At 62.3% G+C, this 13446-nt stretch carries 16 protein-coding genes and 1 pseudogene; 5 read left to right on the top strand and 12 right to left on the bottom strand.

Translation table 11 applies throughout. The annotated features are described in order from the left end of the window. Window positions 1-505 precede the first annotated feature (505 nt). A complete protein-coding gene (locus AC5Y42_RS23365; RefSeq protein WP_499900939.1) occupies window positions 506-874 on the bottom strand; it encodes a hypothetical protein in 369 nt (122 codons plus the stop codon). Between the two features lie 384 nt (window positions 875-1258). Here AC5Y42_RS23365 and AC5Y42_RS23360 point away from each other — a divergent pair, with 384 nt between their 5' ends. Continuing rightward, window positions 1259-1513 (top strand): hypothetical protein, encoded by a 255-nt coding sequence (locus tag AC5Y42_RS23360; RefSeq protein WP_499900938.1) that lies wholly within the window; start codon window positions 1259-1261, stop codon window positions 1511-1513. Here AC5Y42_RS23360 and AC5Y42_RS23355 read toward each other — a convergent pair. The 4 genes from AC5Y42_RS23355 to AC5Y42_RS23340 all read right to left on the bottom strand — a co-directional run bounded on the left by AC5Y42_RS23355 (window position 1506) and on the right by AC5Y42_RS23340 (window position 6076). After that, window positions 1506-2183, bottom strand: a complete 678-nt coding sequence (locus AC5Y42_RS23355) for an RES family NAD+ phosphorylase (RefSeq protein ID WP_499900941.1) — start codon at window positions 2181-2183, stop codon at window positions 1506-1508. The genes AC5Y42_RS23360 and AC5Y42_RS23355 overlap by 8 nt on opposite strands. Further along, window positions 2168-2755, bottom strand: coding sequence for a DNA-binding protein (locus AC5Y42_RS23350; protein ID WP_499900937.1), 588 nt, complete (start codon window positions 2753-2755; stop codon window positions 2168-2170). Before AC5Y42_RS23350 ends, AC5Y42_RS23355 begins: the two co-directional genes overlap by 16 nt. Before the next feature lie 1431 nt (window positions 2756-4186). Then, window positions 4187-4735: a hypothetical protein gene (locus tag AC5Y42_RS23345; RefSeq protein ID WP_499900936.1), complete on the bottom strand. Its 549-nt coding sequence runs from the start codon at window positions 4733-4735 to the stop codon at window positions 4187-4189. Between the two features lie 55 nt (window positions 4736-4790). Further along, a protein-coding gene (locus tag AC5Y42_RS23340) for an IS3 family transposase (protein ID WP_499900935.1) occupies window positions 4791-6076 on the bottom strand; the annotation gives its coding sequence in 2 pieces (ribosomal slippage) (window positions 4791-5794 and window positions 5794-6076; 1287 coding nt in all). Window positions 6077-6111: 35 nt separating this feature from the next. Here AC5Y42_RS23340 and AC5Y42_RS23335 point away from each other — a divergent pair. Together AC5Y42_RS23335 and AC5Y42_RS23330 are read left to right on the top strand one after the other, a co-directional pair. After that, window positions 6112-6330 (top strand): hypothetical protein, encoded by a 219-nt coding sequence (locus AC5Y42_RS23335; protein ID WP_499900934.1) that lies wholly within the window; start codon window positions 6112-6114, stop codon window positions 6328-6330. A gap of 143 nt (window positions 6331-6473) precedes the next feature. Further along, complete coding sequence (locus AC5Y42_RS23330) at window positions 6474-6599, top strand: hypothetical protein (RefSeq protein ID WP_499900933.1); 126 nt, start codon at window positions 6474-6476, stop codon at window positions 6597-6599. A gap of 55 nt (window positions 6600-6654) precedes the next feature. Here AC5Y42_RS23330 and AC5Y42_RS23325 read toward each other — a convergent pair whose 3' ends face one another. The 6 genes from AC5Y42_RS23325 to AC5Y42_RS23300 form a co-directional block, all read right to left on the bottom strand. Beyond that, complete coding sequence (locus AC5Y42_RS23325) at window positions 6655-6999, bottom strand: anti-sigma factor antagonist (RefSeq protein ID WP_499900940.1); 345 nt, start codon at window positions 6997-6999, stop codon at window positions 6655-6657. 251 nt (window positions 7000-7250) lie between these two features. Continuing rightward, entirely contained in the window at window positions 7251-8420 is a 1170-nt protein-coding gene (locus tag AC5Y42_RS23320; RefSeq protein ID WP_499900932.1) for a zinc-dependent alcohol dehydrogenase, read from the bottom strand. Window positions 8421-8431: 11 nt separating this feature from the next. Continuing rightward, complete coding sequence (locus AC5Y42_RS23315; RefSeq protein ID WP_499900931.1) at window positions 8432-8983, bottom strand: hypothetical protein; 552 nt, start codon at window positions 8981-8983, stop codon at window positions 8432-8434. 72 nt (window positions 8984-9055) lie between these two features. Continuing rightward, window positions 9056-9469, bottom strand: a complete 414-nt coding sequence (locus AC5Y42_RS23310) for a GlcG/HbpS family heme-binding protein (protein ID WP_499900930.1) — start codon at window positions 9467-9469, stop codon at window positions 9056-9058. Beyond that, window positions 9466-10026, bottom strand: coding sequence for a type 1 glutamine amidotransferase domain-containing protein (locus tag AC5Y42_RS23305; RefSeq protein WP_499900929.1), 561 nt, complete (start codon window positions 10024-10026; stop codon window positions 9466-9468). Before AC5Y42_RS23305 ends, AC5Y42_RS23310 begins: the two co-directional genes overlap by 4 nt. 28 nt (window positions 10027-10054) lie before the next feature. Then, a complete protein-coding gene (locus AC5Y42_RS23300) occupies window positions 10055-11194 on the bottom strand; it encodes a glutathione-independent formaldehyde dehydrogenase (protein ID WP_499900928.1) in 1140 nt (379 codons plus the stop codon). 376 nt (window positions 11195-11570) lie between these two features. On the opposite strand from AC5Y42_RS23300, the gene AC5Y42_RS23295 reads away from it, so the two are divergent. Then, the gene (locus AC5Y42_RS23295) at window positions 11571-11867 is read left to right on the top strand and encodes a putative quinol monooxygenase (protein ID WP_499900927.1); all 297 of its coding nucleotides are present in this window, start codon (window positions 11571-11573) and stop codon (window positions 11865-11867) included. A 1096-nt stretch (window positions 11868-12963) separates the two neighbouring features. Continuing rightward, window positions 12964-13089 carry a hypothetical protein gene (locus AC5Y42_RS23290; RefSeq protein ID WP_499900926.1) on the top strand — a complete coding sequence of 42 codons (126 nt, stop codon included), beginning with the start codon at window positions 12964-12966 and terminating at the stop codon, window positions 13087-13089. Here AC5Y42_RS23290 and AC5Y42_RS23285 read toward each other — a convergent pair. Continuing rightward, window positions 13079-13446: pseudogene (locus tag AC5Y42_RS23285) on the bottom strand (ABC transporter); the annotation flags it as partial. The gene AC5Y42_RS23290 and the pseudogene AC5Y42_RS23285 overlap by 11 nt on opposite strands.

The raw sequence follows: 13446 nt of genomic DNA, 5'->3' as shown, positions 1-13446 counted from the left end.
GCCTTGGATGCGAATCATGGTGTGGCTGATGAGGGCTGCGGGGGCCAGGTGGGCTTCGGTGAGTCGGGTCTTCATGCGCCTGCCTTTCAGGAAGTGTTGCTTATAGGCAACAGTCTATCCCTGAATTACCTTATGCCGCAACCGTTTTCGCAAACGAATCATCTAGCGGGTTGTGCTGGAAACGGTCCTCGTTCGTCGACGCACAATCCCGTCACGGCGCGAGGTTCGGGCGCTCGCGTGCGTCTTAGCCGTCAGCGGACTCAGCTTTCGCTGAGCTATAACGCGACGAGCATGCCTTTTACCCCCTGAATTATGCTGTACAACCAGTGATTCCGAGGCGACAGCAATTGTCGTAGACCGTTTGCCTGCTGACACCGAAGCGCAATGCCTTTGTCCGACCAGCCAAAACCGCGGAAGTGATCCCACCACCCCTCTCGCATATCGACGTCGGGAAGCGCTTCGATCGGGAGTCGACTTGTCATGCTCATTGCGCCTGACGCCGTAGCTACGTCGTGGGGCCGCCGTAGAGGCGAGTTTGGCCGGAATGCAGCAGGGCGTCGTGGTCGGGATCTGTTGCAATTAAACCGAATTCGATATCGACGAGTTCGGCCTCGGTTGCTTCCGCGCCGGCGTTGATGGCGCGCAGGCGTGCAGGCGAGATGTGGACCCCGGCCTGCGCGAACTGACAACTGAGTCGTCGCGCCTGCCTGGAGGTCAGGCCAAGCGACCGATTGTTGCATGCAACGTTTCGGCCCCTGACGGCGAAGACGACGAAGATCGCTGTGGCGGTGAGGCCGGCGAGCGACGTCCCGAAAGCTGCGACGATCCACGGAACAAGAGCCGGCGGGCCGACTGGTTTCCCGACAGCGGCCATCTCGTGTAGGACACCGCCAACAGAGGACGATATCCCCGCTGATAGACCGAACACCCGGAACGCGTGCCCGGGCCAGCTCGTGGTAGCTAGCCGCATGGTTGATGATTCTGCTACTGCACGCGACAGATTTCTATCATCGCTGCCGAAAAACCCACTGCACGAGCGATTTCGGGACGCGCTGGGCGCCGGTAGCTAAATTTCCGGATTGTTCACTTGAGGGTAAAAGTTGGGCCTGCGCGCTCGGCACTCCGCTCGAGACAGTGCGAACAAGCATTGGCGGGCGTGGCTTCGATCGTGAAATTGATGGACGCGGGAACCCGCGGCCTACCACGCGGGTAGCTGCGCCGCCGACACCCACGCCGCGCTCCTGAAACAATCGATTCCATGCAGATCACCGGAGCGTTCTTCGCCGAATACGCCGAGATTGTCGACCAGAAAGTGAATGTCACTGGCGGTGTCCTTGACTTGATTACCGTCCCGAAGCGCGGCCAGGTCGACGATGCTGGCAACCCAATCGTCGCCATGGTTTACCTCGTGACACTCATGCAAGCCAGCGCCGATGACCACCAAAGGCCATATGTTCAACCAGATGCTGTCAGAGAATCGGCGGGTTGTCGGCTCGGGCGCACGGTCAGATGACGGAGTAGCCGAGCCGTTCCGCGGCGCCGGCGAGCCGCGAGACCAAGGCGGGATGGGTCAGGGTTAGGGAGATTGTCGGGCGTTGCGGCATGGCGGTGGCGGCGGGCAAGAACAGGGCTGCGCACGGGTGGCCAGCGAATCGGCTGTTGTAGCGAACGCCGTCGAGATCGGGGAAGGCTTCGACGATGGCGCGCGCCCACCGTTGTGTGATGAGGTGCGGAGCGGTCGAGATCGCGAAGGTTCCTCCGGCCCTGGTTGCCCAGGCCCCGTCACTGTCGACGGCCAGATCGAGCAGGTGCAACGTCCGGGTGAAGGCAAGTCCGGTCAGGTACGGACGGTCGCGAACGCGGTCGATTGTGCGATCGCCTTGGAAGGCCTCGGCGATCGCTGCATCGAGTGTGCCTGCTCCGTACCAAACCGCGCAGTCGGCGTGTTCCCGAGCGGGCTTGGGATGCGGATCGAAGCGCAGCACTGGGCCGTAGTGGCGGAATTCGTTCCACGCCAACACAAAATCGCCTTCGGTGCGGTGCACTCGCCACCAGGTCTCCGACGGAGAGACGCTGTGAAGCTCCGCGTCGCGGATGCCGATCTTGCGTAGCTGCGATCCAGGCGGCGGATCGGGCAAGGTTGAATGAGGCAAGGTGGGGTCGGGCGTTATCGGCTGGCCCAGTCGGCCGCCTCAATAAGGCGCAAGACCGGGTCGATGTCGCCGCCGCTTTGAAGCCACTCCAATGGATGTACCGGGCGACCTTGCAGCGCCAGATCCGGATGGGGGGTACGCAGGAATCCCGCGACCGCCACCGGATGCAGGTTGGGTGCCAGTGCGGCGAATACTCTGTCCAAACCCCGAATCTGCTTATGGGGCAGGCATGTCTGCGGGTCAGTCTCGAACTGCAGCGCAGGAAACACCCAGGCACCATTGTCATTGATCGCCCATAGCGTCCTGGCGAGCCGGCGCTGGCGCACGCGCGATTCGTTGACGTTCAACGCTGCCGACACCTCTCGGGCCGAGTAGGCGGTGTTGACGAGCAATGCCATGTGGGCCACCGTGTCGGCGGCCACCCGCGCGTATGCATCCGGGTCTTCCGTGAAACCGGCGTCATCGAGGAGGCGCGCCTCATCCGGGGAAAGCTCGGCAGCCCAGGGTCGGATGGCCGGGAGTGTCTTGAGCGCGGCGAGCATGTCTTCGCGGCGAAGCCGGAACTTCTGATACAACAAGACGTCGAGCTCGTCAGCAGTCATCAGTCACACACCTCCATACGACTAACGATACCTAACAATGTAGGCTTACGTTAGTCAACGGTCAAGGTCGGCGAGGCATCAGCGAGCAAAACCGCAAGCCGGACAAGCCTGACTGGCGCCGGCGAATACTTGGACGGGCCGCGCCATATCGCCGACGACCGGCTTGCGTCCTCCCGTGCGTCAACGGTGTCAATCTTGAGGTAGAGCGCCTACGCTTATCAGCAACTAAGAGCATGAGAGGTACTGTACTGTCGATGTTTTCGTGGAACCATCATCAGAGCGTAATACGTCACTGTGACGAAAGATGTTCGGCACCAAGCGGTTTCGATACGATCCGCTCCACCGCCAGCAGCAGCGACTATGACGTGTTGTGCAGCGAGAGACACGACAGCTTGCATGCATCGGAGGCGAGCTGTTTCGCGGCGAATCTCTAGAGCCGACGTAGTTCTCGCGGTGAGCGAACGAGTGCCGCGCCGACCGGACCCGCGGTGCCCACGTGAATACTTCACCCTGTCGTTGTTCAACACCAATCAAGCTGCCCGACATCGTCTTTCACCGTGTTTCATGGATAATTGCTATTATCCATGATAAATGTCTGCATATTTCATCAGATGAATCAATTCCTCTGCGGGGTCGAGCGCGCGGAGAGCATCGCTCTGTGCGATGCGGTTCGTCAGCGATGTTTTTGCCCGAAAACTGGCTCTGAGCCGCGGATTTGACGGCATCGCGCATAGACCGCCGGAGTCGTGTCGTCTTGCAGCGCCGCGACGGGTGAAACGAGTCGCTAAAGAAGTGGCAGCCCAACCTGCGGCGATGCGGATTTCGCGGACTCGATGTCCTCCGCACGTGAGAGCAGCAAATCAGCAGCCGGATACCTCGCCGCCGAGATAGCTGCCAACTTAGGACCCGGCTCGACCGCAACGACGTCCATGCCCTCTCCCAGGAGCGGCCCCGTGGCCTCACTAGTCCCGGCGCCCAGATCAAGAGCGCGGCGACCCGGACCGATCAGGCCAGTCGCGTTTACACGATGCCAAAGCTTAGGGGGATACGGCGGTCACCACCTTCTGTACAAATCAGCGCGATGGTTGAAATGCATAGAGTCGGACATACGTCCAGAGTATGCGACGCCGCGCCGAGCGATTAGGCGCTCCGTAGCCCCCCGCAGATCCCAGCGCCGCAACCCTTAGGCCACAACAATTAACGACTAACCCGTCGAACGCTGCAATCCACAGGATTTGACAATGTATCTTCTGCTGTACGTGGGTCGAGCGGTCAAGCAATGCCGAACATCTCGTGATCGAGCTCGTGACCGTGTTCCCTGCGGTGATTGCTTCCTCCAGGCCATCAACTCATCACCGGCTAGAGCGCCACCGACCGCACGACCGCGGGGCCAGTTTCAGTGACGACGGCTTAGGTCCCGAACTGTAAAAACTAAAGCGGAACGCTGAAACCTTGCTTGGTGATCGCTCTTGCCATGGTTTCGATCGCATCCAAAGGCAGCGGGTCCCCTCCCCACATCGAGATCATCGTCAGCGCCCAGAGCTTTGTCGTCTCCGCCGCGACATCGATGAGCCCTGGACCACCCCAACATGCAGCCTCCAAGCACCGACGTTTGGCGTCGCTAATCGCCTCGCGCACAGTCGCGACCCAGTGTGGAACCATCGAAGCTGGCAGGGCTGCTGGTTCGAACTCGCCGAATCGGAAGAAAAGGTCAAGCGCGAATTCTGCCGCGTAGGAACTATCTTCGTCCGAGATAGCGCTGATGAAGATCCGGGAGGACACGATCCTTCTGGGAGTGGTTGCCCCCATGTGAGCCAGCACGCCATCGCGATCTTCGCCACACCAAAGCATCGCCGACGCGGCGGCGGCGATCGTCGCCTCAGCGGCCGGCTCTAGCCGTTCCCACGAAAGTGATTCCATAACCCGCCGCCAGCCATGATTGCGTCTCGTTTTCGACTTGCTTTTTCCGTCGACCAGCATACGCGGTAAACCGTCCTGAGCCGTCCCGGGTAGTCCGGAGACTGGTTGTGTTGAATCACCCCGCTTTTGGTGGGGTGCGTCTGTGATCGTAGTGGAGTTTCTCGACGGCCTCGGGGGTGAAGTCGTCGAGGTAGTCGTGGGGGCGTTCGGTGTTGAACCACTGCACCCATTCGGCGGTGGCCAGCTCGACCTGGTTGACGTCGCGCCAGGGGCCTTGCCGGCGGATGAGTTCGTTCTTGAACGACCCGACGGTGGTCTCGGCCAAGGCGTTGTCCAGCGCATCGCCGACGGAGCCGGCCGACGGGTCCACTCCTTCATCGATGAGTCGTTGGGTGAACGCCACCGAGGTGTATTGGCTGCCCGCATCGCTGTGGGCGATCAGCCCGCGCAGGTTAACGTTGCCTTCCTGGGCGCGGGTGAAAAACGCATGCTCGATAGCGTCGAGAACCAGCGCTGTGCTCATCGACTTGGCCGCCCGCCAGCCCACGATTCGGCGGCTGAACGCATCGATGACGAAGGCGACGTAGACAAATCCCAACCAGGTCGACACATAGGTAAAGTCGGCCACCCACAACCTATTTGGCGCTGGGGCATGAAAGTGGCGGTCGACTAGATCCGGGTACCGCGCATGCCGTTCGTCGGCGACGGTGGTCTTGTGCTTGGACCCGTAGCGCGCCCCCTCCCAGCCCTGCTGACGCATGATCCGCTCGACGGTGCAGCGAGCAACGTCGTGACCCTGACCGCGCAGTCGGATCCACATCTTGCGCGAGCCGAGCGTCTGCACGAACTTGCCGATCTTGCGGTCTTCGCGCTGGGTGCTAATGATCGCCACCAGTTCGGCGTCACGCACCTGCCGACGGGTGGGCGTCTTGGCGATCCACTCGTAGTAGGTCGACGCGCTGATCGACACACCGTGCTCGCAAAGCACGGCGCACATGGGCTCGACACCCCAGCGCAGCCCAGCCTCACCATCGGGGCCGGGCACCTGGCGGTCCTTGTGTTCGGCGATGAACCGAATCACCGTCTCGCGGGCCGGTCGAGCTCGGCCCCGAAGAAAATCGCCGCTGCCTTCAAGATCTCATTGGCCCGACGCAGCTCGGCGATCTCCTTACGCAACGCCTTATTCTCCTCGGCCATCTGCGACGTCAGGCCCGGCCTCACGCCAATATCGACCTCCGAGCGGCGGATCCAGGTCCGCAGCGTCTCCGCCGCGCCGATCCCCAACATGCCGGCCACCGCGGTGATCGCCGCCCACTGCGAGGAGTACTGCGGGCGCACCTCGGCGACCATGCGCACTGCACGCTCACGAAGCTCATCGGGATACTTGCTCGGACGGGCCATAACTCGAATCCTCCCAAGATCGGGAGTCTCCGGAAATGCCGGGACGGCTCAGAAACACGCTTGCAGACACGGATCTATGGGAGCGCAACGATATCGACAACCTGCGGTCAAACGGCATCGAGGTCAGCGACGAGACCGCGGCGGACCTGACCCCCGCCCAACATGATGACATCAACTTCTATGGCACGTACTCGTTCGACATCGACGCCGAGCGCCGCCGCGAAGGCCACCGGCCGCTACGCATCCCCGCGTAGCCATAACGAGATCACAAAACAACCAAATTCGTTCCGTTACTAAGCCGACAGGCAGGAGTCTTGACATCGTCGCCGTCATTGACGCCCACCGCCACCAACCCACGTCAGCCGACAACGTCGCCACTGCGCGTGAGACCAGCATCGTGGCGGCCCTGCGCGCCCAACTGGCCGCAAAAGACACCGAAATCCGCACGCTCAGAACCAAGCTCGCCGAACAGGAATCAACGATCGCGCTGCTCTACGGACAACTCGATTCCCACACCACCTGACGATGACAGCGGCGACCCACACAGCTGAAGGCACCTCATTCACCGCGTCACCGGTTCAGCGACCAGAAGGCGACAACGCCTTGGCAATCGTCCTATGTACCGGCAGCAGCGGGCGCAGTCCGCAGGCGGCAACGGTTCGGGCAATGATCGGCTGGCGGCTAACCAAGCACAGCTTGATACCGCGACGCCGGCACCGGTCCGCCTGCCTCGCCAACACCGCAAACGCGCAGCAACCTATGAAATCCACGTCGCGCACATCGACGACCAACGGCCCTGGCGCAATGGCGGTTGCGGCCAACCCGCTCAGCAGCTGTTCCCAGGTGCCCTCGTTGCTGGCATCCACCTCGTCGGCGGCGGAAATAATCACCGCCGAGCCAGTGCGCTCGGTGGTGGCGTGCAGGGGGCGCTATGTGCGCCATCGCGCTGCGGCATTTCTTTCCTGCGCTCAACGCGGCCGGAAAGCGGAAAGCTTGATAGTGACAGGCCTCATGGTGCACTCCTGATCGTGCGGCGGCCTCGGCGTCGTGAGCGAGGGATGGCCCGTCCTACAGTCTTGTGAAGACAGATGAGGTTCCTTCTTCATCGCGAAGACAGGGCGGGCTGTCTAGGTCGCTGCTGCGCGAAGTACGGGGTTTTTATGACAGGCGCCGCTCACGGCCGGAACACCGCACGTACGCAGTTGTCCTTCTTCTCCTTGAACAGTTCGTATCCCCTGGGGGAGTTTTCGAGTGGCATGTCGTGTGTGATCAGGTAGGTCGGGTCGAGGTCGCCCCTTTCGATATAGTCGAGCAGTCGCGGCACGTAGCGTTGTCCGTGCTGCTGGGCGGATCGGATCGTGAGGCCCTTGTTCATCACCGCGCCCATCGGGAACTTGTCGGTAAGGATGTAGACCCCCAACACCGAGACGGTTCCGCCCTTGCGGCAGGCGAGAATCGCTTCGCGAAGCGAGATCGCGCGATCGGTTTCTAGCCGCATCGTCTGCTTGATCCGGTCGTACACGTACTGCAGGCCGGTGCCGTGTCCTTCCATTCCGACTGCGTCGATCACCGCGTCCGGTCCACGGCCTCCGGTCATTTCCCGAAGCGTGTCGACCACGCTGTCGACCGCTGTGTAGTCGATAGTCTCGGCGCCTACCTTGTCTTGGGCGAGGCTCAGCCACTCGGGAAACCGGTCGATGACGATGATGCGTCCGGCACCGAGCAGTCGTGCGCTGGCCGCGGCCATGAGGCCGACTCCGCCAGAGCCCCATACGGCGACCGTGTCACCAGACTGGATGTCGCAGAAATCGGCACCCATGAAACCGGTGGGAATGGCGTCGGAGACAAAGAGCGCCTGTTCGTCGGTCACCGCATCGGGCACCCGGAAACAGTTGCGGTCGGCGAACGGAACTCTCACGTACTCGGCGTGCGATCCCTGATATCCACCGAAGGGATGGGTATAGCCATAGATTCCACCGGTCGAATAGCCGAACAACGGCACCTGCATCTCGGCGTTGGGATTCGTTGTGTCGCATAGCGAATACAGTTCGTGATCGCAATACCAGCATCGGCCGCAGGCGATGAAGGACGGAACCACGACCCGGACGCCGACCTTGATCTGCGTCACCTCGGCGCCGGTTGCGACCACCTCGCCCATGAACTCGTGACCGATCACATCACCGGCCCGCATTCCAGGTAGATACCCGGCTAGGAAATGCAGATCCGATCCGCAAGTTGTCGTTAGCGCGACCTTGACGATCGCATCGTGCGGGTTCACCAGCACCGGGTCGTCGACGGTTTGCACCCGCAACTCGTTGATGCCAGTCCAGCAAAGAGCTCTCATGTTGCCTCGATTCAGCGGTTGCCGGGTCTGGCAGCTGGGGTGGGTGTGAGAGTCGGGATCTCACCGGTCTGCAGCAGCGCCCGCACCCGGTAAGCAACCTTGAACGCCGCACCGTGGAGCACGACCGCCGGCGCCGGAAGTTGCAGGCTCAAGGTCATCTCGGTGCCGAGATCCCCTGGGGCGTCGTGGAACGCGACCGATACCTCAGGCGTGGTCTTCTCCGGCCCGTCCTCGCCAATGTTGGCGAACCGCAATCGATCGTTCGACTCGATCAACTGGGACTCCCAGACAACATCCCTATCACCGGGGCCATGCACGGTCCACCGGTACCGGTTCGGTCCCGGTTGGGTGACATCGCCTACCTCACCCAGAATCTGCGAGAGCTTCGCTCCGTCACGCCACAGCTGTTCGACCTCAGCTCGCGGCCGACTGATAGTGACCGTTACGGGTTTGCCGGTCCGAGAGAAGCGACTAAGAACAATTCCAGCAATTGCCTCGCCGCGGGCCACAGCGTCGCCCGCGACGCCGTCGACAACATTCAGTGCCTTGTCGAGGTATCTCATGGAGAACCCTCCTTCCACTGCCTCCGCGGCGGCCTTGTGTGATCGCCGGTGTTGGCGCTATGTCGACATACGTCACATCGCCTTCGCGGCCGCCTCGGCGACAGTCGTGTCTTGTTCCCCGGTGCCGCCGCTGACACCGACCGCCCCGACGACCTGGCCGTTGTGCCGCAGTGGCACACCGCCGGCGAAGATCATGATCCGACCGCCATTGGAGACGTGGATTCCGTAGAACTGGTTGCCCGGACCTGCGTTGGCGGCGAGATCCTCGGTCGAGATGTCCAGGGCACGTGCGGTGAAGGCCTTGTTGATCGAGATGTCGATGCTGCCGATCCAGGCGCCGTCCATCCGCACGTGGGCCACCAGGTTGCCGCCGGCATCGACCACAGCAATGTTGGACGGCGACTCGATCTCAGCCGCTTTGGCCAGTCCGGCGGCGATCACCCGCTGCGCATCGTCGAGGGACACCGAGGTCTGGTTCACTGTCATGGCGCACCCGCCCTGGTCTTGGCGAACTGCTCGACGATGGCCTGACAAAATGCGGGCAGGTCGTCGGGTGAGCGGCTCGAGATCAGGTTCCCGTCGATGGCGACCTCTTCGTCCACGACCTCGGCCCCGGCGTTGCGCAGGTCGGTCCGCAGACTCGGGTATGAGGTGAGCGTTCTGCCTTTGGCCACGCCGGCCTCCACCAGGGTCCAGGGACCGTGGCAAATCACCCCGACCGGCTTTCCCGAACCGACGAAGTCGCGCACGAACGACACCGCCGCGTCATCGATTCGCAGCTTGTCCGGGTTCACGGTTCCACCCGGCAGCAGCAAGGCGTCGTAATCGTCGACCGCGGCATCGGACACAGCCCGATCCACCGTGAACGTGCCGGCCGATTCGAGGTCGTTGTTGCGCGCCTGGATTTCGCCGGTCTTCGGCGACAACAACTCGGTGTGCCCACCGGCTTGGTGCACCGCCTCACGGGGTCGCTCGAGTTCGACTCGTTCGACGCCGTCGGCGGCCAGTATCGCGATCCGCTTGCCCTGCAGTGTCGTTGCCATCGTTGCGCTCCTCTCGGTTGGGACCGGCTCAGGGGTGGAGCACGACTTTGGTCCAGCCGTCGTCGCGGGCGTCGAAATGCTGGTAGCCAGTCGGTGCGTCGTCCAGCGGCAGTTCGTGGGAGATGATCCAGGACGGCGTGGCCCGGCCCTCGTGGATCAAATCACGAAGCTGCCGGTTGTAGTGCTTGATGTTGGCCTGCCCGGTCCCCATCTTCTGACCCTTGAACCAGAACTTGCCCATATCGAAAGCGACCTTGCCCTGGCGCTCGAGCTCGTCGGACGCATTTTGGTCCTGCGGCAAAAAGATCCCGACGACCCCGATGTGCCCGGTGAAACGCACCGAATCGACGAGCCGGTTCAGGATCATCGCCGAATCCTCGTGGCCCTGCGGATCATGCGCCTGATACCCGACGCATTCACAGCCCTTGTCGGCGCCCAGACCACGGGTCTGCTCCAGGACCTGCTCGACCGGGTCGCCCTTCGCATCGTCGATCGGGATGGCACCGATCTGTTCGGCCAGCCGCAGCCGGTCCGGGTGCCGGTCGACGACCATCACCTTGCTCGCACCCTGGATCATCGCCGAATACGCCGCCATCAAACCCACCGGCCCCGCCCCGTACACCACCACTGAATCGCCGGGCTGCATGTCCGCGAGCCGGGTGCAGTGCCATCCGGTCGGGAAGATGTCCGACAGCATCACGTAGTCGTTCTCCTTGTCCTGCGCGTCCTCAGGCAACCGCAGACAGTTGAAGTCGCCGAACGGCACCCGCAGATACTCCGCCTGCCCACCCCGGAACGGCCCCATCCCAGCAAACCCGAAGGCGGCGCCGGCCATCTTCGGATCCGGATGGACCGTCTGACAGAACGCGGTCAGACCTTCCTCGCAGTTTCGACAAAAGCCGCAGCCGATGTTGAACGGCAGACACACCCGATCCCCGGGCGACACCTTCACCACCGCATCACCGACCTCGGCGACGATACCCAGGTTCTCGTGACCCAGCACCATCCCCGGCTCCAAATCGGTGCGCCCCTCATACATGTGCAGATCCGACCCGCAAATGTTCGTGGAGGTGATCTTCACCAACACGTCGGTCGGGGCCTCGATCTTGGCGTCGGGCACATCTTTCACCGCGACGTCGCGCGGTCCGTCATACACGAGCGCTTTCATTTCGACTCTCCCTAGCACGTAACGTCTCGATTGATGTCCGGGCCGCGCTGCAACGGTGCAGAAAATGCGGCCGCAGGCAGAATATGTCGGTCAGGTACCCGGAAAACGTCTCAGCCAACCAGACACAGGCGAACCGAAACATTTGCGCTCTCATAGATTTCGAAGCGCGGCGGGCGGGCTCCCCTACATGGCTTGCGGGGCGCACCCACTTGCCGAGGTGTGCGTTCCGTCCGCCGTGAAGTCTCCTCCTTTGGGTTCACAATTGGAAGGTGCTGGAAGGAAGTTTCTTCGATTCGCGGGCGGGGCAACACCTTCCCATCTCCTGTTGACGGTGTGATGCTGATCGCGTCCATTGCATCGAAGAGGAGACTTCCCCATGGCTACTAAGGCGTTACTGGTACGGCTCGAGGCCAAGCCCGGCAAGGAAGGCGCGGTCGAGGAATTCCTACTGTCGGCACTGCCTCTCGTCGAGCAGGAACCCGGTACCAAACCATGGTTCGCGGTACGGTTCGGTCCGGCATCGTTCGGCATCATCGACGCCTTCCCCGACGAGGCCGCCCGCGAAACACATCTGAATGGGCCCGTCGGCAAGGCCCTCAGTGAGCGGGCCGAGGAACTGTTCGCCTCACCACCCACGATCAGCAAACTCGACGTCCTCGCCAACAAACTCTGAACCACCGACCACAAACAAGCCCGCCCGCACAAGGTGGTCCGAGTGAGGGGAAAAGCGAACTGGTTCGCGTCTTAAATGAAGCTCCGCATAAGCGGATTCTACAGCGTTCAAAATAAGCATTTGCGGACTCTCGGGCGGCAATTCTCCTCAACGGAGTTTGCGTCCTAGCGCAGGACGGGCCCATCGCTTGGCGATGACCGTGGAGTTGCTCTGCGCGGCGACCGAGTAGTTACTCGCCCGTTGATCGTTCGCCGCCCCTCACTGGTCGCTGTGACCCGTTGTCTCGGCGGACATCTGAATGCTGTTTGCTGTTAGCAAATGATTCGGTCCTGCCGCGGCCGGTCGGCGCGTAAGGCGGCGCCGCCCCCTTTCTTGGCACGCTTGCCGGTTCTGCCGCTGCTTTGCTGAGTGGGAGACCGCGGGTCGCGTTGACCCCGTGGAGATGGTCGATAGATGCGGTTTCGAGAGAGGCGGAATGCTCCCATTTCGATAGCGAAAATCTATTAATTGAATAAATATTGATTCCCTACTCGAAGTGGCAATAACTTGCTACCCGATAACGGCTACTCTGCTACGGCCTCGGATAACGACATTGGCCGAATCAAGCAACAACTCCTTGCCGGCGGATGGCCGATCGGTGCCTGGCGACCGTCGCCGCAGTAATAGCGTCTTCGCGAGAACGCACGGCGGGATCGGACCACGCCCCTTTGGGAATGGTCACCGGCGCGGATGTTGACAGTGACATGGGCCGGGGAATACCCGCGCTAACCTCCCCCATTGGCAAAGTCCTTACGAGTCCGCTAATTGGTCCTGTGGTGCCTAATCTCGACAGCGAATTCCGACCGGCTGGACCCAAGCGAGACAACGAGTAAGCGGTTCGATCGCGGCAAGCTTCGTGCCGACCGTATCGACCTCAACTGCCGGCTCGCCGTAGTCGCAGGGAACCAGACCGCCAGGACTGCTCGAAGCGGTTTCGTTTGCGCCCGCCGGAGAACCCGTCGCCGGACCTTGCCGACGAGTAGTGGCTGTAACAGCCGCCGTTGGCACCCGCGGCACCACCGCGCGCCCCCGAGCAGGCCGACGAGCGACGTCAATCTTGAGGCTGTCTGCTCCCGGTGAACTGCGCGAGTGCTGCTTCGAGGGGATGGCGCAGCTCGGCGACATGTCTGACGCGGAGCGCCGCGAGTGGTTGATCAAGAACGGCAACTTCTTCATCGAGTAGCAGAGGGCGCCAACCGTTTTGCCAGATACGGCGCCGTGCGGCTGTGTTTCGCATGTGCGACCTTCTGAGGCGGGCCCGCCGCTACGACCCGACCGCCGTCGCTGCCGGCTCCGGGTCCCAGGTCAATCACCCAGTCCGCACCCGCGACCATCCGCATGTCGTGTTCGGCGACCACCACGGTATTGCCTGCGTCGACCAGGCGGTGCAGTTGACGATCGAGCTGATCCACATCGGCGGGGTGAAGTCCGGTGGTCGGCTCGTCGAGGACGTAGAGGGTGTGCCCTCGCCGGGGTCTCTGCAGTTCGGAGGCGAGCTTGATCCGCTGGGCCTCGCCACCTGACAGCTCGGTCGCGGGCT

This window comes from Mycobacterium sp. NGS48, from assembly GCF_059812585.1.
Note: the sequence above shows the minus strand (reverse complement) of the source record. Positions and strands in the feature narration are given on the sequence as shown.